Annotated in this window: 5 protein-coding genes; all 5 read right to left on the bottom strand. The window is 77.4% G+C overall.

Going from position 1 to position 24,698, the window contains the following annotated elements; translation table 11 throughout:
* Window positions 1-43: 43 nt before the first annotated feature.
* Window positions 44-268, bottom strand: a complete 225-nt coding sequence (locus ACVWNX_RS25250) for an MbtH family protein (RefSeq protein WP_454410160.1) — start codon at window positions 266-268, stop codon at window positions 44-46.
* On the bottom strand, window positions 265-10,974 hold the full coding sequence (locus tag ACVWNX_RS25245) for an amino acid adenylation domain-containing protein (protein WP_454410159.1): 10,710 nt from the start codon (window positions 10,972-10,974) through the stop codon (window positions 265-267). Before ACVWNX_RS25245 ends, ACVWNX_RS25250 begins: the two co-directional genes overlap by 4 nt.
* A complete protein-coding gene (locus ACVWNX_RS25240) occupies window positions 10,971-18,284 on the bottom strand; it encodes an amino acid adenylation domain-containing protein (RefSeq protein ID WP_454410158.1) in 7,314 nt (2,437 codons plus the stop codon). Before ACVWNX_RS25240 ends, ACVWNX_RS25245 begins: the two co-directional genes overlap by 4 nt.
* Window positions 18,277-19,347 carry a 3-hydroxyacyl-CoA dehydrogenase family protein gene (locus tag ACVWNX_RS25235; RefSeq protein WP_454410156.1) on the bottom strand — a complete coding sequence of 357 codons (1,071 nt, stop codon included), beginning with the start codon at window positions 19,345-19,347 and terminating at the stop codon, window positions 18,277-18,279. Before ACVWNX_RS25235 ends, ACVWNX_RS25240 begins: the two co-directional genes overlap by 8 nt.
* A 77-nt stretch (window positions 19,348-19,424) precedes the next feature.
* Entirely contained in the window at window positions 19,425-24,569 is a 5,145-nt protein-coding gene (locus tag ACVWNX_RS25230) for a condensation domain-containing protein (RefSeq protein WP_454410154.1), read from the bottom strand.
* Window positions 24,570-24,698: the final 129 nt, after the last annotated feature.

Here is a 24,698-nt window from a genome sequence, read left to right as displayed (position 1 = left end):
CGGAGGCGGACGGGAGTCGGCGGGCCGGGCGGCGGGTGTGGCGTCAGACGGTCTCCGGGGCGGACTCCATCGCCGCGACCAGGGACTTGGGGCGCAGGTCCGTCCAGTTGGCCTCGACGTGGGCGAGGCAGGCGTCACGGCCGTCGGGGCCGAAGGTCCGGGTCCAGCCCGCCGGGGCGTCGGCGAACTCGGGCCACAGCGAGTGCTGGCCCTCGTCGTTGACCAGGACCACGAAGACGGCTTCCTGGTCGTCGAAGGGGTTGGTCACAGTGCGTCCTCTCGGTCGGGCTCGTCCCCGGGGCCGGGGACGAGGTCGGCCACCGGCGCGCCGGGCGCCGTGGCGATGGATTCCAACAGGTCCAGCAGGGTACGCAGAAGGTCCCCCGCGAGCGTAGGGGGCACCGCGTCCGGGCGGTGGTCGAGGCGCAGGCCGAGCGGCCCGTCGGCGGCGAACGCCACCAGGGTCAGGGGGTAGTGGGTGGCGTCGCGGCCCTCGGCGCCGGTGAGGGCGAGGGCGGAGAGCGGTTCGGCGAGGGCCACCCGGTCCAGCGGGTAGTTCTCGAACACCAGGTGGGTGTCGAAGAGTTCCCGGCGGCCCAGGACGCGCTGGATCTCGCTGAGCCCGATGTGGTGGTGGGGCAGGAGCCGGGCCTGTTCGTCGCGGAGCCGGTGGAGCAGGGCGCGGACCGTCTCGCCGGGGAGCAGCCGCAGCCGGACCGGCAGGGTGTTGATGAACAGCCCGATCATCGACTCCATGCCGGGCAGCTCGGGCTGGCGTCCGGAGACGGTGGTGCCGAACACCACGTCGGTGGTGCCGTGGTGACGGGCCAGCAGCAGCCCCCAGGCCGCCTGGACCACGGTGTTGAGGGTGACGCCCTCGACCCCGCTCAGATCGCGCAGCGCCTTGGTGAGGGTGTCGGACAGCTCGGCGGTGAGGGTGACGGCGGGCCCGTCACCGGGGGTGTCCGCGTCGTCCGGGACGGGCGGGGCGCCGAGGGCGTCCGCGTCGTCCGGGGCGGGGGGCGGCTCCGGCGCGAGCGGGGTGTCCGGGACGTCCAGGGCGGGCGCTCCGTCCGGGGCGTGCGGGGCGGTTGAGGCGTCCGGGGCCACCGGAGCGGCCGGAGCGGCCAGGGCCGCCGGGCCAGCCGGAGCAGCCGCCGAGGGGAGCGCGTTCCGGGTCAGCGGGCGCGGGGCGGCGGTGCCGTCGAGGGCGGCGCGCCAGGCCGCGCGGGCGGCGGAGCGGTCGCGGGTGGCGAGCAGGGCGAGGTGGTCGCGGTAGGGGGTGACCGGGGGGAGGGCGTCCGGGTCGCCGCCGTGGGCGTGCAGGGCGAGGAGTTCGCGGATCAGCAGCGGGGCGGACCAGCCGTCGAGGACCAGGTGGTGGTTGGTGAGGACGAGCCGGTGTTCGTCCGGTCCCCAGGTGACCAGGGTGAAGCGGATCAGCGGGGGGCGGGCCACGTCGAAGCGGTGCCGCAGGTCGTCGTGGGCCAGCCGGTCGAGGGCGCGGGCGCGGAGGTCCTCGGGGAGGTCGGAGAGGTCGGTCTCCCGCCAGCCGGGTTCCCCGGGCGCGGGGACGACCTGGACGGGTCGGCGCACCCCCTGGTGGACGAAGGCGGCGCGCAGATTGGGGTGCCGGGTGAGCAGGGCGGTGGCGGCGGAGCGCAGGGCGGCGGGGTCCAGGGGGCCGCTGAGCCGGAGCGTGAACTGCGCCTGGTAGACGTCGAGGTGCGCCGGCGCGTAGAGGGCGTGGAAGAGGAGCCCCTCTTGCAGCGGGGTGAGCGGCAGGACGTCCACGAGCCCGGGGTAGCCGTCCTCCAGCAGGTCGATCTCGTCCTGACGGAGGGGGACGAGCGGCAGGTCGGAGGGGGTGCGGCCGCCCGCGCCCGGGGTCCTGGCGTGCAGCACGAGGGCGTCGAGGGCGGCGCACCACAGGGTGCCGAGGGCGCGGACGTCGTCCTCGGTGAACTGGCCGTCGGTCCAGCTGAGGACGGCGTGGAGGCGGGGTCCCCGGGGGGTGTCGAGGGTGAGGGCGTTGACGTCGAGGAGATGGGGTCCCAGGCGGTCGGGGACGTCGTCGGGGTGGGTGGCGGCGGTCTCGGCGGCGACGCCCCAGTCGGCGCCGGTGCCGGTGGTGAGGCGGCCGAGGTAGTTGAAGCCGATCTGCGGGGCGGGCGCGGTGGCGAGCCGGGGGGCGGCCGTGGGGTCGAGGTGGCGCAGGATTCCGTAGCCGACGCCCCGGTCGGGGACGCCCCGCAGTTGTTCCTTGACCCGTTTCAGGGCGTCGCCGAGGGCGGGCGAGGCGGTCCACACGTCGGTCCAGGCGCAGCCGGTGGCGGGCAGCCGGACCGGGTGGAGGGCGGTGAGCCAGCCGACGGTGCGGGACAGGTCGGCGTCGGGGGTGTCGGGGCGGCCGTGGGACTCCAGGTCGAGCAGGAGTCCCTGGCCGTGTTCCCGGGCGTGGTGGCGGCGCCACTGTTCGACGGCGAGGGCGAGGGCGGTGAGCAGCACGGGTTCGACGCCGCAGTGGAAGGCGGCGCCGACCTCGGTGAGCAGCGGCAGGGTGCGGCCGGGCGGCAGGGTGACGGTGAGGTCGCGGGCGCGGCGGGGGGCGTCGGGCGGCAGTGGGTCGGCCAGCGGCGGGTCGTCGCCGGTGAGGGTCCGGGTCCACCAGGGGAGTTCGGGTTGGCGGGCGCCGGTGCGGCCCTGGTCGGCGAGGTCGCGGGCGTGGGCGGGGAGGGTGACGGGCGGGGCGGGGAGGTCGGGGGCGCGGCCCTCGGTGAGGGCGCGGTCGGCGGCGGCGAGGTCGGCGATCAGGACGCGCCAGGAGACGCCGTCGACGGCCAGGTGGTGCAGCAGGAGCAGCAGTCGGCCGCCGCGGTCGGGGCCCCGGTCGAGGAAGACGGCGGCCAGGGGGCGCCCCTCGGTGACGGCGAGGTGGCGGCGGGCGGTGCGCAGGGCGGCGGCGAGCCGGTCGGGGAGGTCGGTGTCGGGGCAGTCGGCGGCGGGGACGTGGTGGAGGTGGTCGGCGGCGCGGACCCGGTCGGCGGGCCGGACGCTCAGGCGCCAGGTGCCGTCGGTGGTGTCGAGGCGCTGGCGGAGGGCGGCGTGCCGGTCGACGAGGGCCTGGAGGAGGGCGGCGAGCCGGTCGGGGGTGAGTCCGGCGGGGGTGCGCAGGACGAGGTGCTGGTCGAAGGCGTCGGTGCGGTGGCCGTCCTGGGCGCGCCACCAGTGGGCGATGGGGGTGAGCGGCAGGGGTCCGGTGTCGTCGCCGTCGTCGGGGCGGGTGCCGTCGGGGTCGGCGGTCGCGTCCCGGGCGCGTTCGGCGAGCCGGGCGACGGTGGGGGCGCGGAACAGGTCGTTGACGGTGACCCGGAGTCCGGCGTCATGGGCGCGGCTGACGAGCTGGATGGCGGTGATGCTGTCGCCGCCCGCGGTGAAGAAGCCGTCGTGGACGCCGATGGCGGGCTGGCGCAGGAGTTCCGCGAAGAGGTCGCGCAGCACGCGTTCGCGGGGGGTGCGGGGGTCGCGGGGGCGGCCCGGTCCCCCGGGGTCGGAGCCGGGGGCGCCCGGGTCGGTGGCCCCGGCGCCGGGGGCGAGCGGGGAGGGGGGCGGGGGCAGGGCGGCGCGGTCGGGTTTGCCGTTGCGGGTGAGGGGGATCCGGTCGAGGACGACCCAGGCGGTGGGCACCATGTAGTCGGGGAGGACGGCGGCGGCGTGCCGTCGCAGCGCCTCGGTGTCGGGGGGCGCGTCCCCGGCGGGCACCAGGTAGGCGACGAGGCGTTTGCCGGCGGGCGGGTCCTCGCGGACGACGACCACGGCCTGTCCGACGCCGTCGTGTCCGGCGAGGGCGGCGGCGACCTCGTCGGTCTCCACGCGGAAGCCCCGGAGTTTGACCTGTCCGTCGGCCCGGCCCGCGAAGGCGAGGCGTCCGTCGGGGAGCCAGCGCGCCAGGTCGCCGGTGCGGTACATCCGGGTGCCGGGCGGGCCGAACGGGTCGGCGGGGAAGCGTTCGGCGGTGTGGGCGGGGCGGCCGAGGTAACCACGGGCGACACCGGTTCCGGCGAGGTACAGCTCCCCGGTGACCCCGGGGGGCACGGGCCGCAGACCGGCGTCGAGGACGTAGGCGCGTTTGCCGTCGAGGGGGCGGCCGACGGGCAGTCCCCGGCGGGCGGCGGTGTCGGTGAGGTCGTCGTCGGTGATCTGGTGCCAGCTGGCGCAGGTGGTGGTCTCGGCGGGTCCGTAGCCGTTGACGACGACGGTGCCGGGGCAGTGGCGGCGGACGGCGCGGACCGCGCGGGGCGAGACGACGTCGCCGCCGGTCCACACGGTGTCCAGGCCGCGCAGCGCGGCCGGGTCCTCCTCGGCGACGGCGTGGAAGAGTCCGGCGGTCAGCCAGAGGCTGGTGGGGCGGTGCGCGGCCAGCAGCCCCCGCAGGGTGAGCAGGTCCAGGTCGCCGGGCGGGGCGATGACGACCTCGCCGCCGTTGAGGAGCGGCACCCACAGCTCCATGGTGGAGGCGTCGAAGGAGTGGGGCGAGTGCATCAGCATGCGGTCGGCGGTGGTGGGCTGGTAGCAGCGGTCGTCGGCGAGCGCGAGGACGCCCCCGTGGGTGATCGCGACGCCCTTGGGGACCCCGGTGGAACCGGAGGTGAAGATGACGCAGGCCAGCCGGTCGGGGGTGAGGGCGGGCGCGGGAGCCGCCACGGGGGCGGCGCCGGACGCCGGGACGGGGACGGGTACGGCGGGCGCGGGGGCGGTGGTGGGTGCCGGGGCGACGGGGTTCCCGGGGGCGGTGAGTGCGGTGGATACGGCAAGGTCCCTGGGGGCGGTGAATACGGCGGGGTCCCCGGGCGGCGCGGCAGATACGGCGAGGTACCCGGAGACGGAGGGTGCGCCGGGGTCCCCGGGCGCGGCAGGTGCGACGGGGTCCCCGGGGGTAGCGGGGTCCCCGAGGACGGCAGGCGCGGCAGGGTCCCCGAGGGCGACCGCTGTGTCGGGGACGGCAGGGGCAGCGGGTACGGCGCGTTCCCCGGGAATGACCGGTGCGTCGAGGTCAGCGGGGACGACCGATACGGCGAGGTCCCCGGGGGCAGCGGGTACGACGAGGCCCCCGAGGACGGTGGGTGCGGCGCGTTCTCCGGGGGCGGCCGACGCCGGGAGGTCGGCGGGTGCGTCGAGGTCGGCGAAGTCGAGGACGGGCGGGCCGTCGGCGGGGCGTTCGGCGGCGGGCGTCCCGGGGCCGACGACCAGGAGCGCGGCCCCGGCCTCGGCGAGGACCCGGGCGCGGCGGGCGGCGGGCGCGCGGGCGTCGAGGGGAACGTAGACGGCGCCGCTCTTGAGGACGGCGAGGGCGGTGACCGCGTAGCCGGGGCCACGGTCCATCAGCACGCCGATCCGGGTCTCCGGACCGGCTCCGGCGGCGGTGAGACGGGCCGCAACCCGGTCGGCGCGGGCGGTCAGTTCGCGGTAGGTGAGCGTCACGTCGCCCTGGCGGACGGCGATCGCGTCGGGGGTGCGGCGGGCGTGGCCGTCGACGCGTCCGGGGATGCTCCGGTCGGTGCCGCGCCCGGCGGGGCGGGGGCGGGCGGGGGTGCGGCCCCAGTCGGTGAGCAGTCGGCGGCGTTCCCCGGGACGCAGCACGTCGAGGTGGCGGACCGGGGCGTCGGGGGCGTCCGTCAGCCGGGCGAGCAGCAGGACCAGCCGGTCGGCGAGGGCGCGGGCGGTGTCGGGGGCGAAGAGGCCGGTGCGGTACTCCAGGAAGCCGTCGAGACCCCGGCAGGCGCCGTGGCCGTCGCGGCGGTCGTGGAGGCTGAACGCGAGGTCGCACTTGGCGCTGCCGGTGGGCACCGCGCCCACCTCGGTGGTGAGGCCGGGCAGCCGCAGCCGGTCCGGCGGGGGCGGGGTGACGACCAGCATCACCTGGAAGAGGGGGGAGGAGCCGGTGTCGGGGCGGTCCTGTCCGGTGGCCGCGACGACGAGGTCGAAGGGGACGTCCTGGTGGGCGAAGGCGGCGAGGTCGGCGTCCCGCACCCGGCCGAGGAGTTCCCGGAAGGTGGGGTCGCCGGAGGTGTCGGCGCGCAGCACCAGGGTGTTGACGAAGTAGCCGACCAGGGCGTCCAGGGCGGGGTCGGGCCGGTCGGTGACGGCGGTGCCGACGGGGACGTCGGTGCCCGCGCCGTGCCGGGTGAGGAGCAGCGCGAGCGCGGCGTGGACCACCATGAAGAGGCTGGCGCGTTCGGCGGTGGCGAGGGCGGCGAGCCGGGCGTGCAGGGCGGCGGGGACGTGGAGGGGGAGGCTGGCGCCGGTGTCGGCGCGGGGGGCCGGGTGGTCGGTGGGCAGCGCGATCCGGGGCGGCAGTCCGTCCAGGGCGGCCGTCCAGTGGGCCAGTCGGCGGGCGGTGCGGGGGGTGGGCGCGTCCTCGGTGCCGAGCGCGGCGCGCTGGGCGAGGGTGAAGTCCGCGTACTGGCGGGGCAGCGGGGGGCGGCCGGTGGGCGGGGTGCCGCGCAGCCGGGCGGTGTAGGCGGCTTCGAGGTCGGCGGTGAGCGGGGCGAGGGAGGCGTGGTCGCAGGCGATGTGGTGCAGCAGGAGCAGCAGGGTGTGGTCGGCGGGGCCGGTGCGGAACAGTTCGGCGCGCACCGGGGGTTCGCGGTCGAGCCGGAAGGGGCGGCGGGCCCGTTCGGCCAGCAGGGCGGGCAGTCCGGCGGGGGTGGCGGGGACCCGGGTCAGCGGGAGGCGGGCCCGGTCCGGCGGCAGGATCCGCTGCCAGGTGGCGCCGTCGTCGTCCTCGTCGACCAGGGTCCGCAAGGGTTCATGACGGTCCATCAGGTCCTGGAGGGCGGTGGCGAGGGCGTCCTCGTCCAGGGTGCCGGTGAGCCGAAGGGTGAGCGGCACGTTGTAGGCCCGGTCGGCCCCGGTGTGACGGTGCAGGAACCACAACCGCCGCTGGGCGGACGACAGCGGAACGCGGTCGGGGCGGGACGGGACGGGTGCGGCGGGCTCGACGGGTGAGACGGGCAGGGCGGATGGGACGGCTGACGCGGGGGCGGCGGGGGTGCCTGAGCCGTCCGGGACGGCGGAGGTACCAGGGCCGTCGAGGACGGCGGGGGAATCGGGGACGGTGGGGGCGGTCGAACCGACGGGGGTGGGGCTGGCGGAGACGCCGGAGCCGTCCGGGGCGGCAGGGGTGGCAGGGGCGGCCAAGGTGCCAGAGCCGTCCGGGACGGTGGGGGTGGCCGAACCGATGGTGGCGGTGAGGGCGTTGGGGTCAGCCACGGCGGCGGGGACGACAGCGGTCGTCGCGGGATCACCGGGGACGGGGACGGAAGCGGGGACGGGGACGGAGGCACGGGCGGTGAGGTGGGCGGCGAGGGCGGCGACCGTGGGGTGGGCGAAGACGTCCCGGACGTCGGCGTCGACGCGGTGACCGGTACGCAGCCGGGCCGCCAGCCGGGCGGCGCTGAGGCTGTCGCCGCCGAGGTCGAAGAAGCCGTCGCGCGGCCCCACCCGGTCGGCGCCCAGGAGTTCGGCGTAGAGGGCGGCCACGGCCCGCTCCAGCGGGGTGGCGAAGGCGGGCGGGCCGTCAGGGGCGCCGGGGACGCCGGAGACGCCTGGGCCACCGGGGACGCCGGGGACGGAAGCGGCGGGGACGGGTACGGGGAGCGCCGCCCGGTCGAGCTTGCCGTTGGGGGTGAGCGGCAGGGCGTCGAGCGGCACCAGCCGGGCGGGCACGCAGTGTTCGGGCAGCCGCTCCCGCAGCAGCGCGCGGACGTCCGCGAGGGACTCCGGGAACCCGGAGCGCCCAGGAGACCCGGAGAGCCCCGGAGACCCCGAAGCCTCCGAGGCCCCCGGAAGGCCGGGGACGAGGTAGCCGACGAGGACCGGGGGGCCGTCCGCCGGGCCGGGCGCCAGGGCGACGGCGACGGCGCTCACCCCGGGCAGGGCCAGCAGCGCGGCCTCGACCTCGCCGGGCTCCACCCGGTGACCGCGCACCTTGAGCTGGCCGTCGGCGCGGCCCAGGTACTCCAGGGTGCCGTCGGGCGCGCGGCGGGCCAGGTCGCCGGAACGGTAGAGCCGGGAGCCGGGCGGACCGTACGGGTCGGCGACGAACCGGGCCGCCGTCAGCCCGGGGCGGCCGAGGTAGCCCCGGGCCACCCCGGTGCCCGCGACGTACAGCTCCCCGGTGACCCCGTCGGGCACCGGACGCAGCCGGTCGTCCAGCAGCAGCAGCCGGGCGCCGGGCAGCGGGGCGCCGACCGGGCTGGCGGACGACCGGATGTGACGTGACGTCAGATCGAGTCGGGTGGTGTGCACGGTGGTCTCGGTGATGCCGTACATGTTCACCAGGGCGGGACCGTCCGGCCCGTGCCGCCGGTGCCAGTCGGCGAGCGAACCGGGCGCCAGCGCCTCGCCGCCGAAGACGACCAGCCGCAGGGCGGGGACGGGCCCCCCGCCGTGGGCCTCGGCGTCCACGCGGTCCAGGGCGGCGAAGGCGGACGGGGTCTGGCTGAGGACGGTGACCCGTTCGCGGACCAGCAGGGCGCGCAGTGCCCGGGGGTCGCGGACGACCTCCCGGGGGACGACGACGAGCCGCGCCCCGTGGGTCAGCGCCCCCCACAGTTCCCACACCGAGAAGTCGAAGGCGGTGGAGTGGCAGAGCGTCCACACGTCGTCCGGGCCGAGACCGAGGCCCGCCACGCCCCGGGTGAGCAGGGCCACCGGGGCGGAGTGCGGCACCACCACGCCCTTGGGGCGGCCCGTGGAGCCCGAGGTGTACAGCACGTAGGCGGGGTGCGCGGGGGTCAGCGGGGCGAGCCGGTCGGCGTCGGTGAGGTCCCGTTCCCCGCCGTCTCCGTCCTCCCCCGGGACGGTCAGGGCGGCGGACAGGACGTCCGGGGTCAGCTCCAGCACCGGCCGGGTGTCCGCCAGGACCAGCGCGGCGCGGGCGGCGGGCGCGTCCGGGTCCAGCGGGACGGCCGCCGCGCCGGACTTGGCGACGGCCAGCAGCGCGGTCACCAGGCCGGTGGAGCGCGGCAGCCGGACCGCGACCGTCCGTTCCGGCCCGGCGCCGCGCCGCACCAGGTACCGGGCCAGCCGGTTGGCGCGGGCGTTGAGGTCCCGGTAGGTCAGGGCGCCGTCGACGGAGCCCACCGCCGGGGCCCCGGGGCTGCGGGCGGCGGCCCGTTCGAAGAGCCCGGCGAGAGTACGGGGTCCGGAGACGGGCAGGGTCCCGTGCACGAACCCGGACTCGGTCCCGAGCGCGGTCCCGGACCCGGACCGGGGCTCGAACCGGGGCTCGAACGCGGCTCCAGGCATGGGCTCGGTCACGGACGCGGCCACGGGCTCGGACATGGGCCCGGACACGGGCCCATGCGCGGACACGGGCACGAACCCGGACACGGACACGGCGGAGACGGACCCGGCGGGTACGGACCCCGGCCCGGTGGAGGGACGGGGAGCCGGAGGGAGAACGGGACGGGGAGTCAGCGCGCGGCGCTCGGCGGCCGAGAGGTGGGCGTACCGGTCGGCGGGGCGGTCCGGGTCGACGGCCAGTCCGGTCAGCAGCCGGACGTAACGGCGGGCCTCGGCCGCCGCCCCGCGCGGACCATACCGGAGCGGATCGGCGTCCACGTCCACCCGGAGCCCGCCGTGCCGCTCGTCCGGGTAGACGGTGACGGACAGCTCCCGCACCGGGCCGATGGCCACGTTGCGCATCGTCATCGGCCGCCCCGCGAACTCCCGGCCGTAGCTGAACGGCAGGACGTTCACCGCGAGGTCGTGGAGCGCCTCCCCGGTGCCGGTGCGGCCGAGGTCGCGCAGCAGGTCCTCGTGGCGGTAGCGCTGGTGGGGCAGGGCGGCGGCGAGTTCGGCGGCGACCGCGTCCACCAGCTCCCGGCCCGGGCGGCCCGGGGCGAGGGGGATCCGCAACGGCAGCACGTTGGCCGCGGTCCCGGCGGCCAGCCGGGACGCCGCCCGGTCGCGTCCGGCGACCGGCAGGCCCACCACGACCTCGTCGGGGGCCCCGGCGCCCAGCCGCAGATGGGCGAGGAGCGCACCGGCGGCGGTGGCGAGCGTCGTCCAGTGGGTGCCGAGCCGGTCGGCGGTCCCCTTCAGCGCGTCGAAGACGGTGGCCGGGAGCCGGGTGGTGCCGCGCACCGCGACCCCGCCGGACGCCCCGCCCTCACCCCCGCCGTCGGGAGCCGGACCGCCACCACGGGGCGCCCCTCCCCCGCCGCCGGACGGAACGGCACCCCCGCCGGACGCCGGACGGAACGCCGCACCGGACGCCGGTCGACGGGCCGGACGGTGGAGCGCCGGGGCGTCCGCCAGCCGGGCCCGCCAGAAGGCGCGGTCGGCGGCGAGGCCGGGCGAGTCCCGGTAGGCGCGTTCGGCGGTGAGCAGCGCGTCCAGCGGATGGACCGCCGGGGCGGGCCGCTCCCCGCGCTCCAGCGCCGCGTAGTGACGGCCCGTCCGGCGCACCAGCAGCGCGCTGCCGATCCCGTCCAGGACCAGGTGGTGGCAGGCGAGGTACCAGTGGTGGCGCTCCTCGGCGAGCCGCAGCAGGGCGGTCCGGAACGGGGGCCCGGCGGCCAGGTCGAACGGCCGGGCCACATCCCGGCGGGCCCACTCCCGGGCGGCGACGGCCGGGACGGGCGCGCCCCGCAGATCGTGCCGCTCCACCCGCCACGGCGGAAGCGGCCCGTCCCACTGCCGGAGCCCGCCGACCTCGGCGTCAGCACCGGCATCGGCACCGGCACCGGCATCGGCGGTGAACCGGGCCCGCAGCGGCGCGGTCTCCGCCACCACGGCGGCGAACGCCGTGGCGAACAGCGCCGGGTCCAGCGGCCCGGCGATGTCCAGCACCAGCCCCACGTGGTAGCGGGCGGGGCCGAGCAGCCGGGCGCCCATCCAGACGCCGCGCTGGGCGGTGGTCAGCGGCACCGGCCGCCCCGGGGCGGCCGGACGGGCGCCGGTCACCGCGTCGCGTCCGGTGCCGTGTCGTGGGCGCGCAGCACGGGGGCGATGACCTCGGCGATCCCGGCGAGCGGGCCGGGGCGGCCCAGTTCGGCGTGCGGGCTCGCCACCTCGTGCGCTCTCGGCTTGCCGCCGTCCACGTACGGCGCCCACAGCTCGGTGATCACCTCGGGGGCGGTCTCCTGGGCGGCGAAGAGCAGCAGGTCGCCGGTGAAGCGGTCGGGGACGTGGTCGCGGGAGAGGACCCCGTTGTTGGTGTAGACCCGGCAGATCGTCTCGATCATCGCCTCGTCGAAGGTGGCGAGCAGCCCGGGGTGTTCGCGCACGGTCTCCAGGAAGCGGGGGTACGTCATCGGCTCCCCGTCCGCCCAGAGCGCCCGGTCGTAGCCGAAGAACTGGAGGACGGTCCGCATCACGTGGTCCGGTCCGAACCGCACGGCGGGCCCGTCGCCGGAACCGCTCCCGTCACCGTCACCGTCACCGTGGCCAACGCCGACGCCGACGCCGACGCCAAGGCCAACGCCGGCGCTGGCGCCGGGAGCCCGGTCGCCGTCGCCGTCCCGGCGGCCGGAGGGCACCGCGTCGAGGACGGCCAGCAGCCCCACCCGCTCCCCCGCCCGCTGGAGCTGTACGGCCATCTCGTGGGCCACCAGTCCGCCGAACGACCAGCCGAGCAGGTGGTAGGGGCCGTGCGGCCGGACCTCGCGGATCCGGGCGACGTAGTCCGCGGCCATCTCGGCGATCGATCCGGGCAGCACCTGGGAGCCGTCCAGCCCCCGGGCCTGGAGCCCGTAGACCGGCCGGTCGGTGCCGAGCGCGCCGGTCAGTCCGGCGTAGGACCAGGCGATCCCGGCCGCCGGGTGGACGCAGAACAGCGGCGGGAGGCCGCCCTCCTCGCGCAGCGGCAGCAGCACCCCGGTGCCGCCGCCGAGGGCGGGCGGCGCGGCGGGGACGGAGGAGGGCGCGGGGGCCGCCGGGAGGGCGGCGCGGTCCGGGGCCGGGGCGCCGGTCGTGCCGACGCCGCCGCGCGGGTCGCGGGCGGAACGGTCCAGCAGGGCGAGGAAGCGGTCCGCGAGACGGGCCGCGCGGTCGGCGTCCACCAGGTGCGGGCGGTACTCGATCTGGAGGGTCAGCACGTCGTCGCGGTGGCTGAGGACCACGCCGAGCGGATAGTGCTGGCGGTCGTCGCCGGAGGCCCGGACCAGTTCCAGTCCGGGGGCGGGCTCGCGCAGCGCCTCCCCGTCGAAGGGGTAGTTGGCGAAGGACATCATCGTGTCGAACATGTCGCCGCTGTCGGTGATGCGGCGGATGTCGGTGAGGCTGATGTGCTGGTAGGGCAGCAGTTTGGTCTGTTCCCGCTGCATCCGGACGAACAGGTCGCCGAGCGTCTCGGCCGGGTCGACCCTGACCCGGGTGGGCACAGTGTTGATGAAGAGGCCCACCATCGTCTCCACGCCCGGCAGTTCGGCGGGCCGCCCGGAGACCACCGAGCCGAACACCACGTCCGACTGGCCCGTCTCCTGGGCGAGGGTCAGCGCCCAGCACGCCTGGAGGACGGTGGCGATGGTGACCCCGTGGCGCCGGGCCATCTCGGCCAGCGCGCGGGTGTCGTCCTCGCCGCGCGAGAACCACAGGTGCCGGGAGCCCTCCGGCTCGCCGGGGTCGGGGGCGCCGATCCGGGTGACGGTCAGCCCGTCCAGGGCGGTGCGCCAGGCGTCCTCGGCCGCGCTCTCGTCGACCCGCGCCAGCCAGCCCAGGTACTCGCGGAACGGGGTGCCCGTAGGCAGGCCGTGCGGCGCGCCGGTGACCTCCGCGCGGTAGTGGGCGAACAGCTCGCCGATGATCACCGGCAGCGACCAGCCGTCCAGCAGGATGTGGTGGGTGGAGAGGACCAGCCGCCGCCGTCCGCCGCCCAGGTCGATCAGCAGCAGCCGCAGCAGCGGCGGCCGGGTCGGCTCGTAGGGGCGGGCGCGTTCGCTCACCAGGAGGCGTTCGGTCTCGCTCTCCCGTTCCTCCTCGGTCAGCCCGCTCAGGTCGGCCTCCCGCCACGGCGCCTCCACGCCCGGCCGGAAGACCTGCACCGGCTGCGGCAGCCCGGTGTGGACGAAGGCGGCGCCGAGGTTGCGGTGCCGGTCCAGCAGCGCCCGGAACGCGGCCCGCATCGCCCCGGAGTCCAGGTCGCCGTCGAGTTCCAGCCAGAACTGGACGGTGTACAGCGCGTGCGGGGCGTCCCCGGTGCCGACCTGGTCGGCGCTGTTCAGCATGGAGAGCAGCAGGTGGTAGAGCATGCCCTGCTGGAGCGAGGAGAGCGGCAGGACCTCGTCCAGTCCGGGGTACTCGCGCTCCAGCCGTTCGATCTGTTCCTGGTCGATCCGCACCAGCGGGAAGTCGGAGGGGGTGCGGCCCCCGGCGCCCGGTTCCACGGCGTGCGCGGCCAGCGCGTCCAGGGTCTCGAACCAGGCGTCGACGAGTTCGTCCACCAGGTGCTCGTCCAGGATGCCGTCCGCCCAGGTGAACGCGATCCGCAGTTCGGTGCCCCCGTCGGCGTCCCCGGTGAGGGCGTTGATGGAGAGCGGGTGGTCCAGCGGCATGTCCCCGTCGGCCCCGGCGGTCATCCCGGTCTCGGGGGCGGGCGACCAGTCCTCGGCGCCGCCGTCGGCGGGCAGCAGGAACCGGCCGAAGTAGTTGAAGCCGATGTGCCGCAGCTCCTGGGAGGCCAGCCGGGGGCCGGTGCCCGGGTTGAGGTGGCGCAGCAGTCCGAAGCCGATGCCCTTGTCGGGGATGGCGCGCAGCTGCTCCTTCACCCGGCGCAGGGCGCGCCCGAGTTCGGGGCCGGACGGCGGCCCGGCGGCGGTGAGCGGGGCGCCGGGGCCCAGCCGCACCGGGTACATGCTGGTGAACCAGCCGATGGTGCGGGACAGGTCGGCGCCGGGCACGACCGGTTCGCGGCCGTGGCCCTCCACGTCGATCACCACGTCCTCGGTGGTGCCGAGGACCCGTTGGACGGCCAGCGCCAGGGCGGTCAGCAGCACGTCGTTGATCTCGCAGTGGAACGTGGCCGGGATGGTGGTGAACAGGTGCCGGGCCCGGTCGGCGGCGTAGACCGCGGTGCGGGAGCGGGCGGTGCTGGTGGTGTCGCGGGTGGTGTCCAGGGGACGCCGGGCGAACCGGGGGCCGGGGACCGCCAGGGTCTCCTCCCAGAGCGGGAGTTCGGCCAGCCGCTCGGGGGTGGCGGCCTGTTCGGCGAGCAGGGTGCTCCAGGCGCGCAGCGAGGTCTCGACGGGACGGAGCCGGGGGCGGCGGCCCTCGCTGACGTCCTGGTAGGCGCCGACGAGGTCGGGCACGATGATCCGCCAGGAGACCCCGTCGCAGGCCAGGTGGTTGGCCATGAACAGCAGCCGTCCGGGGGTGGCGGGCCCGGCGTCGAACCAGACCACCCGCACCAGGTGCCCGGCCTCCACGTCGAGTTCGCCCTGGGCGCGCCGGGTCTCCCTCATCAGCAGCCGGGCGAAGTCCTCGCCGGTGGCGCCGTCGACCGCGACCCGCCGCACGCAGACGGCGGCGGGCACCGAGCCGACGGGCTGGACCTCCAGGGCCCAGCCGGGCGCCGAGCGGTCCAGCCGCAGCCGGAACGCGTGGTGGTGGTCGATCAGCGCCTGGACGGCGGCGGTCAGCCGGTCCTGGCGCAGGGTGGCGGGGACGCGGAGCAGAACGGCCTGGTGGAAGCCGTCGACGGGCCCGCCCTGGTCGCGCAGCCAGTGGACGATGGGGGTGAGCGGCAGACCGCCGACGGGGGCGATGCCGTCGCCGGTGGCCTGGGCGGCGGTCTCCCGGGCGGCCTGGGCGAGGGCCTGGACGGTCTTGTGCTCGAAGACGTCCTGCGGGGTCAGCACCAGTCCGGACTGCCGCAGATGGCTGACCAGTTGGATGGACATGATGCTGTCGCCGCCGAGGTCGAAGAAGCTCTGGTCGCGCGGTACCGAGGGCTCGCGCAGCACCTCGGCGAAGGCGGCGGCGACCAGGTCCTCCCGCGAGGGCGCGGACCCGCCGTCCGGGGTCCGGCCGTCACCGTCCCGGTCCCCGGCCGTACCGGGGGCGCCGGAGGAGGCCGGGGCCCCGGGCAGGGCCATCAGGTCCAGGGGGGCGGCGGGGATCACGGGGGCGACGGGGGCCCCGGCGGCGGGGGCGACCGGGGCGGTCGGCGCGGCGGCCGGGCGGTCGGCCGTCTGCGGTGCCGCTTCCGGTACGGGGGCGGGCGCCGGTACGGGTGTCGCCTCCGATACGGGTACGGGCGCCGTCAACGTGTCCGGAGCCGTCGCGGCGTCCCGCGTACCGGGAGCCGTGGCAGCCTCCGGGGACGCGGGCGCCGCCGAAGCCGTGGCAGCCGCCGGAGCCTCGGGTGCCGGGGCCGCGGCAACCGCCGGGGCCTCCGGAGCCGTGGCGGCCACCGGGCCCCCCGGGGCGGACGGCGGAACGGCGAGCGGAGCGGGCTCGGTGCGGCGGTCCAGCTTGCCGCTGGGGGTGCGCGGCAGGGCGGCCGTGAGGTGGATCTCCGCCGGGACCAGATGGGCGGGCAGCCGGGCCGCGAGCCAGCCCTTCAGCTCCGCGACGGACGGCGGCGCCGCCGGGTCCACCGGAACGGGGTGGGCCAGCAGCCGGACGTCGCCCGCGCGGCCCGGGCCGACCCGGACGAGCGCCTCGGCCACCCGGGGGTGACGGATCAGCACCGCCTCGACCTCGCCGGGCTCCACCCGGAAGCCGTTCACCTTGAGCTGGGCGTCGGCCCGGCCCAGGAAGTCGAGCTGTCCGTCCGGCCGTTGGCGCGCCAGGTCGCCGGTGCGGTACATCCGGGAGCCCGGCGGGCCGAACGGGTCGGCGGTGAAGCGGTCGGCGGTCAGCGCGGGCCGCCCCAGGTAGCCGCGCGCCAGCCCCTCCCCGGCGAGGTACAGCTCGCCCTCCCGGCCCGGCTCCACCGGCCGCAGCGCCTCGTCGAGGACGTAGGCGCGGACGTGGTCCAGCGGACGGCCGATGGGCGGCGCGGTGCCGTCCGGGGTGCCGTCGGGGGTGCCGGGTCCGCGCCAGACGGTGGCGTAGACGGTGGCCTCGGTAGGGCCGTAGACGTTGAGCAGCCGGGTGTCGGGCAGGGTCGCGGCGAGCCGGGCGGCGAGGTCGGCGGGGAGCGCCTCCCCGCCGAGGGCCAGCGCCCGCGCCGACAGCCGCAGCTCCGAGCGGGACAGCAGCTTGCCGAGGACCGAGGGCACCGCGCACAGCAACCCGCCCGACCAGCGCGGCGGTTCCCCGTCGAGCAGTGCCAGCAGGTCGTTGACGACCTCCACCGTGCCGCCGGTGGAGAGCGGGCCGAACACCTCGGCTACGGACACGTCGAAGCTGAAGGAGGTGGCGGCCAGACTGTGCCCGAGGGCCGCCCCGAACTCCGCCTCCGCCCAGGCCAGCAGCGGCGGCAGCGCGCGGTGCGGCACCACGACGCCCTTGGGGACGCCGGTGGAGCCGGAGGTGTGGATGACGTACGCCGGATGGTCCGGCAGCAGCGGGGCGGTCCGCTCCGCGTCGGTGACGGGACCGGCCGGGGCGGCGGCGAGTTCGGCGGCCGTCGAGGGGTCGTCGAGGACCAGCACCGGACCGGTGCGGGCCCCGAGGTCACGGGCGGCGCCCCGGGTGTCGGTGAGCAGGCAGCACGGGGCGGCGTCGGCGGTCGTCAGCCGGAGGCGTTCGTCCGGGTAGGCCGGGTCGAGGGGGAGGTAGGCGGCGCCGGTCTTCAGCACCGCGAGCATCGCCACCACGGCGTCGGCGGAGCGGGGCAGCAGCAGTCCCACCACCCGCTCGGGACCGGCGCCCCGGCGGATCAGCAGCCGGGCCAGCCGGGCGGCCCGCTCGTGGAGTTCCCGGTAGGTCAGCCGGTCCGCGCGGTGGCGGACGGCGACCGCGTCCGGGGTGCGGGCCGCCGCCGCGTCCAGCAGGGCGGTCAGGGTGCCGCCTCCGGAACGCCCGGCGGACGGCAGGGCGGAGGCCGGTGCGGTGGCCGTGGCGGTGGCCGTGGCCGGTGCGGTGGCCGTCTCCCCGGTGTCCAGCGGGTCCAGGGCGCCGACCGTACGGCCCGGTCCGGCGACCGCCGAGGTCAGGAGGGTGGCGAACCGCCGGGCGTGGGCGTCCAGTCCGGCCCGGGGGTGGCGGTCGGCCGGGCCGGTCGCGGTCACCCGCAGCCTGCGGTCGGTCGGGTCCTCCTCCAGGGTGAAGCGGACCGCGCCGGACGGCTCCCCGCCGACCCGGCGGGCGACGGCCGGATGGTCGCCGAACCACAGCGGGGGCTCGGGCTCGCGGACGTCCGCGACCACCTCGTACAGCCGGGCGCCCGCGGCGAGCCCCAGTTCGGCGCGGACCCGGGCGTGCCGGAACCGCTGGTGGCGGCGGGCCCGCCGGGACTCCCGGCCCGCCTGGCGGACGAGTTCCGCGAACGGGGTGTCCGGCCGGACCTCCAGCCGCAGCGCGACGACGTCCTCGACGGCGGCCGGGGCGCGGCGGGCGGCCCGCTCGGGGCGGCCGTCGACGGGCAGGCCGAGGACCACGTCGACGGCTCCGGTGACCCGGTGCAGATAGGCGGCGACGGCGGCGACCAGCACCGCGCGGGGGTGCGCGCCGCTGTACCGGGCGGCGGCCCGGACCCGGTCGGACGCGGCGGCCCCCAGCGCCACCGGGCCCGTCCCGCCCGCGCCGGGCGCCGGGTCGGCGGGCGGCAGGGACACCGGACGGGGACGGTCCGCGAACCGTTCCCGCCAGTAGGCCGCGTCGGCCTCCCGGGCCGGGTCGTCGAGGGCGGCGGCCTCGTCCGCGAGGAAGCGGTCGTGGGGCACCAGCGCGTGCCGCTCCGGATCGGTGCCCCGGTCGCGCGCCGTGTAGACCTCGGCGGCGCGCCTGCTGACCAGGGCGCAGCCGTAGCCGTCGAGGACGGCCCGGGGGTGGCGGTGGAACCACCGGTAGCGGTCGTCGGCGAGCCGCAGCAGGGCCTGCGCGGAGCGGGAACCGGCGTCGGGCGAGGCGAGTTCGGCGCGGACCCAGTCGTCGGCGGCGGCGGCCGGGTCGTCCCGGTCCCCGAGGTCGACCAGGGTCAGCGGCGGGGCGCCGCCGTCGGTGAACTCCCGGGCGCCCGAGGGTCCGGCCGAGGCGCTCAGCCGGACGGCCCCGGCCTCGGCGACCACCCGGCGGATCGCGTCCTGGAGCGCGGCGACGTCCACCGGGCCGTGGATGTCCACGACCTCGGCGACGGCGCCGGTCGTCGGCGTGTCGTGCTCAGACATGGCGGTCAGCTCCTGCGGTCCACGGGCGGTCGGTGGCGTCGGGGGCCCGGTGGTGGCCGGGGCCGGGGGCGGTGGTCCGGGGGCGGTCGGGGGCCGGGTAGGAGTGGAAGCCCCGGCCGCTCTTGCGGCCGAGGTCGCCCCCGGCGACCATCCGGGCCAGCAGCGGGGTGGGCCGGAAGCGTTCGTCGCCGGTGTGCTCGCGCAGCACGTCCAGGGTGTCGACGACGGTGTCGAGTCCGATGAGGTCGGCGGTGCGCAGCGGTCCCGTGGCGTGGCCGAAGCAGTCCTGGAAGACGCGGTCCACGGTGTCCGGGTCGGCGGTGCCCGCGGCGACGACGGCCGCCGCCTCGTTGACGGTCAGCATCAGCACCCGGTTGGTGACGAAGCCGGGCCCGTCGTTGACGACGATGCCCTTCTTGCCGAGGCGCGCCAGGACGTCCAGGGTCAGGGCGAGGGTGTGCGCGCTGGTGTGCGCGGACCGGACGACCTCGACGGTGTCCGTCAGCGGCGCCGGGTTCATGAAGTGGGTGCCGATGACCCGGGCGGGGCGGCCGGTGAACGAGGCGAGCCGGGCGACGGGGACCGCGGAGGTGCAGGAGGCGAACACCGTCCCGGGCGGGCAGACCGCGTCCAGCTCCCGGAACACCGCCTCCTTGACGGGCATCCGCTCCGGGGCGCACTCCACCACGAAGTCCGCGCCGGACAGGGCGGAGGGCTTCTCCGCCCAGGTCACCCGGCCGGCGGCCGGGGCGGCGGCCCCGGGGCGCAGCAGCCGGGCGGCCCGGTCCCAGGACGCCAGCCGGCGTGGCCCGTCGGCGCGGGCGGCGCCGTCCGGGTCGACGACCACGACGGGGTGTCCGGCGGCGGCGAAGCACTGGGCGACCCCGACGCCCATGGTCCCGGCGCCCACCACCCCGATCGTCGTCCCGGCGGCCGGTCCGGCCACCGTTCCCGTCGCCGTCCGGGCCGTGGTGCCCGTCGCCGGTCCTCCCACGGGTCCGGCCTCCGGACGGGCCGTCGGCCCGGACGGATCGCGCGACTCGCTGTCCTCGCTCTGGCCCACGCGGGGGTCCCCTCCCGATCGGTTCGGTGTCGTCGGCGGTCGGCTGGCGCCGTGCCGGTGGTCGGCGCGGCGGCGGGTCACCCCGTGGGCGCGCCGCCGGACCGCGCCAGGGTGATCAGGTCGTCGGCCAGGGCCAGCACCGTGGCCTCGTCGAAGAGTTCGGTGCGGTACTGGACGGCGATCCGCTCGTCGGTGAGGCTCCAGTGCAGATCGGGGACGGGACCGTCGGGCGGGCCTTCGCCGTGGTCGACGGTGACGTCGAACGGCGGCGGGGGCCCGTGGTGGGGCCGGGCGTCGTCGCGCAGCCGGGCGAGCCGGGAGGCGAGCGCCGCGAACGACGGCTCGTCGGCGACGTCGACGCGCAGCGGCAGCGGCGCGCCGTGCGACGGGACCAGTCCGAGGAGCAGTTCGTCGGCCTCGGCGCGTTCGGTGAGCAGGGTGACCAGGGCGGCCAGCCAGGTGGCGGGGTCCGGGCCGTCGGCGGGGCCGGTGGACAGCCGCACCTCGTGCCGGGCCACCGTGCCGAGGCCGCCGTCCTGCGGCCGGGGCCGGTCCCCCGGCAGTTCGAAGGCGCGCAGCCCGGCGTACGCGTCGGGCCGGGGTCCGGGCCGTCCGGCGGGCAGCGCGGAGAGCGGGGCGTCGGGGTCGGCGGTGGCCGCCCACAGCAGGTCCAGCAGTCCGTCCATGAGCGCGGCGACCGTCTCCCGGTCGAACAGCTGGGTGCTGTACTCGACGACCACGTCCAGGTCGTCGGCCCCGGCGCGCTCCCCCACCACGATCGACAGGTCGAACTTGGCGGTGCCCGGCGGGAGTCCGGGGAACAGCGGCCCGCCGTCCTCGTCCACGGCCGGTCCGAACAGGTTCTCCCCGAAGACGAAGTGGGGCGGCAGCGTCTGGTGGACGTACATCACGTCGAAGATCGGGTTGCGGGACGGGTCCCGGCGCGGCGCCACCTTCCGCACCACGGCGTCGAAGGGGATCTCCTGGTTCTCCAGCCCGTCGACCACGTCGGCCCGGGTCCGGCGCAGCAGGGTGCGGAAGGCCGGGTCGTCGGTGAGGTCGGCGCGCAGCGCGATGGTGTTGTTGAAGAAGCCGAGCAGGCCCCACAGTTCGGGCCGGGTGCGGCCGATGGTGGGGGTGCCGACCACCACGTCCCGCTGCCCCGACCAGTGGGCCAGCAGCATGTGCAGGCCGGTGAGCAGCACCATGAACAGGGTGGCGGACTCCCGGGCGCCCACCTCGCGCAGCCGGGTGACCAGCTCCGGGGGGATGGTCAGCCCGTGGGCGGCGCCCGCGAAGTCCATCCGGGCGGCGCGCGGCCGGTCGGTGGGCAGTTCCAGGGCCGGGGGGTCGGCGAGCCGTTCGGTCCAGTAGCGCAGTTCCCCGTCGAGGAAGCCGCCGTCCATCAGCTCGCGCTGCCAGTGCGCGTAGTCGCGGTACTGGACGGGCAGCGGCTCGGCCTCGTGCCGGCGTCCCTCGCAGCGCGCCCGGTAGAAGGCCATCAGTTCGCCCATCAGGATCTGCGGGGCCCAGCCGTCGTTGACGGCGTGGTGGGTGAGCCAGCAGAAGAGGTGGTCGTCGGGGGCGAGCCGGATCAGGGTGACGCGGACCAGCGGGTCCCGGGCGACGTCGAACACCCGCCGGGACTCCACCCGGAGGATCGCCCGCGCGGTGTCCTCGGCGCCGGGCCGTCCGGTGAGGTCCTCGTAGCGGAAGAAGTCACCGAGGCGGGGCCGGATGGAGAGCCGCGAACGCCCGTCCACGGAGAGGAAGTTGGACCGCAGACCCTCATGCCGTTCGGCCAGGTCCTCCCAGGCCAGCCGCATGGCCTCCGGATCGATGGGCCCTTGGTGGCGGGCGGCGCCGGGGAGGTTGTAGAGGGTGGTCGCCGGGTCGAGCTGGTGGTGGAACCACATGCGCTCCTGCCCGTAGGAGAGCACCGGTTCGGCGCCGCGCCGGATCGGGGGGAGGCCGTCGCCGGAACCCTGCCGGTCACGGTCACGGTCACGGTCACCCGGGACGTTCCCGGCACCGGAGGCGTTCCCGTCGCCGGAGGCGGTCCGGGCGTCGGAGGCGGTCCGGGCGTCCGGGGCGGCTCCGGCGGGTGGCGCGGTGACCGGTTCCGGCGCGGCGGACCGGTCGGCGGCGGGCGCCGGGGGCCGGGCGGGTACGGGTTCCGGAGCCGTGACGGGGGCGGCGGGGGCGGGCAGCCGGTCGGCGATGGCGGCGGCCAGGTCGCTGACGGCGGAGTGGTCGTAGACGTCGATCATGCGCAGCCCGATGTCGTAGCGCTGGCGGACCTGCTTGAGGAGCAGCAGGGCGATGATGGAGTTGCCGCCGATCTCGAAGTAGTCGTCGTCGGCGGCGACCTCGTCCGCGTAGAGCAGTCCGGCCAGGGTCTCCCGCAGCCAGGGCAGCACCTCCCCGGCGCCTCCCGCCGGTTCCCCGACGGGGACCACGGGGCCGGACGCGGCTTCGGCTCCCCTCGGCGCCACGGACCCCGTAGGCGTCACGGCCGCCACCGGGGCCGCCGGGGGCGGCGCGGCGACGGCCGCCCCGGCGACGGTGACCGTCCCGGCGGCGGGCTCCCCCGGGACCCCTGGCACGGCCGGGACGGCGGCGGAGGCACCCGGGGCCCCGGACACCGCCGGGCCGGACGGGACGGGGGACGCCGCCGGGACGACCGGTGCCACGGAGGCGGAAGCGGAAGCGGTTGAACCGGGCGCGGCAGCGGAAGCGGTGGCGGACCCGGACGCGGCGGAGACCCCGGCGGAGGACTCGGGCACAGAGGCCGACCCGCCGGTCGAACCGCCGGGCGACGCACCGGCCGACGCACCGGAGGACCCGCCGATGGACCCGTCGGAGGCCGCGCCAAAAGACCCCCCGGCGGACCCGACGGACCCAGCGGAGGACGCACCGGCCGACGCACCGGTCGACCCGCCGACGAACCCGGCGAACCCGGCGGACCCGACGGAGGCCGCACCGGCCGACGCACCGGTCGACCCGACGGCGGACGCAGCGGAGGCCCCACCGGTCGACCCGGCGGAGGCCCCACCGGAAGACGCGTCGGAAGCCGCGCCCGGAGCCCTCAGCACCTCGCCGTCCGGGCGGGCCCAGGCGCGGACCCCCCGCAGCGCCGGACCCGGCAGGGGCACCCGGCGGGCGGCCGGGGCCAGCGCGGACCAGTCCGGGAGGTGGCCCAGCTCGTAGAGACGGGCCAGCACCCCGGCCACCCCGTCGGTCGCGGGACCCGTGCTCAGCACGGTGGCCCCGTCCCGGCCGTCCAGGTACTCGGCCAGCAGGTCACCGAGTGCGCCCCGGGCGCCCAGCTCCACGAAGACCACCGGCCCGGCGGCCAGTTGCTCGTCGGCGGCGGCCCGCAGCCGGGCGGGGTCCGGGGCGGGGAACCCGGCGTCGGGCGCGGCGAGGGCCCGGGTGTCCTCGTCGGTGAGGGTGCCGTTCAGATGGCGGACCGTGTAGCGGGCGGGCCCGGAGCTGATCAGTCCGTCGACGGGGATCCCGGCGCGGACGAGCGCGGTGTGCGCGGCGAGGTGGCCGCGCGCCACGGCGGCGGGCCCGGACGGCAGCGGCAGCGCGGCGGGCAGCGGGTCCCCGGCGAGCGGCTCCGGGGCGGCGGAGGCGGTGGCGGGGACGGCGTCCCCGGAGAGCAGCAGCACGATCCGGGGCGGGGCGGCCGGGGGCGGGGGCGGCGGGTCGAGACGGCGCCAGGTGACCGCCGCGGCCAGCGCGGCGGCGAGGTCCCGGGTGCCGTCGGCGACCACGCCCACCCGGAACGGGTGGTGGTCGCGGCCGGTGTTCAGGGTCCAGGCGACGTCGGCGAACGCGGCGGGGTCGGTGCGCAGCCGCACGGAGAGCCGTTCGCACAGCGCCCGCAGCCCGTCCTCGTCCCGGGCGGACACGCCGACCACGCGCGGGACGCCGTCCGGGGCCGGGGCGGCGGGCGGCGGCGGTTCCTCGACCACGCAGTGGGCGTTGACGCCGCCGAGGCTGAAGGAGCTGACCCCGGCCCGGCGGGCGCCCTCGGCGGTCCAGGGCCGGAGCGCGGTGACGACCTCCAGCCGGGCCCCGGTCAGGTCGACCTCCTCGGCGGGGCGCCGGAAGTGCAGCGACGGGTACAGCTCGCCGTGGCGGACGCTGAGCACGGTCTTGACGAGTCCGGCGACCCCGGCGGCGTGGTCCAGATGGCCGAGGTTGGTCTTCACCGACCCGACCGCGAGGGGGCGCCGCTCGCCGGGGCGGGCCAGGGCGAGCCCCTCGGCCTCGACGGCGTCGCCGAGCCGGGTGCCGGAGCCGTGCGCCTCCAGGTAGTCGGCGGTGGCGAGGTCGAGTCCGGCGCGTTCCCAGGCGCGGGTGATGACGGCGGCCTGGGCGCGGGCGCTGGGGGTGGCGATGGTGGCGGAGTGACGGCCGTTGTGGGCGACGGCGGTGCCCCGGATCAGCGCGTGGACGGTGGCGCCCTCGGCGCGGGCCCGTTCCGGGGTGGTCAGCAGCAGCACCGCGCCGCCCTCGCCGCTGCCCGCGCCGTCCGCGTCCTCGTCGAAGGCGCGGGAGCGGGCGGTCGGGGAGGCGATGCCGGGGAAGTCCTCGACGGTGGCGGCGGGGGCGATGAGGTGGCGCAGGCTGACCCCGCCGACCAGCGCGTAGTCGGCCTCGCCGTCGCGGAGTTCGCGGCAGCCCTGGTGGACGGCGACGAGGGAGCCGTTGCAGCCGGTGTCCACGCCGTAGCAGGGGCCGGTGAGCCCGAAGAGGTGGGCGATCCGGGCGGGCAGGGCGAACGGCATGTTGCCCATCAGGCTGAGCGTGCCGGGTTCGGCGACCAGCGGGAGGTAGCCGTTGCCGGGCGAGCTGAAGATCACCGCGGTCCGGCTGTCGCGCAGCGCGGACCGGGCGTAGCCCGCGTGGTCCAGGGTCTCCTGGGCGAGGTGGAGGGCGAGCCGGTGCTGGGGGTCGGTGACCTCGGCCTCCCGTCGGGACATCCCGAAGAAGGCGTGGTCGAAGAGGTCGATCCGGTCCAGGTAGCCCAGTTCCGGATAGCTGACGGAGGGGTCGAGGCCGGTGGACTCCAGCCGTTCGGCGGGGATGGGCCGGACGGAGTCGCGTCCGGCGCGCAGATTGGCCCGGAACGCGTCCAGGTCGGCGGCCTCGGGGAACCGGGTGGCCATGCCGATGACCGCGATGGCGGTGGTACCGGTACTGGTCATCCGGGTTCTCCTTCGTGGGTACCCCGTCCTTGAGGGCGGGGTGCGGGTACCTCCCGTTTGCGGGGGAGAAACGAAGCTTCTGCGGAGCAGGGCGGGGAAAGCCGGTTCGCCGCCAGGGCGGACCGGCGT

It is taken from the genome of Streptomyces sp. JNUCC 64, assembly GCF_054484115.1.
The sequence above is the reverse complement of the archived record's forward strand: the minus strand, read 5'-3'. Positions and strand labels throughout refer to the sequence as shown.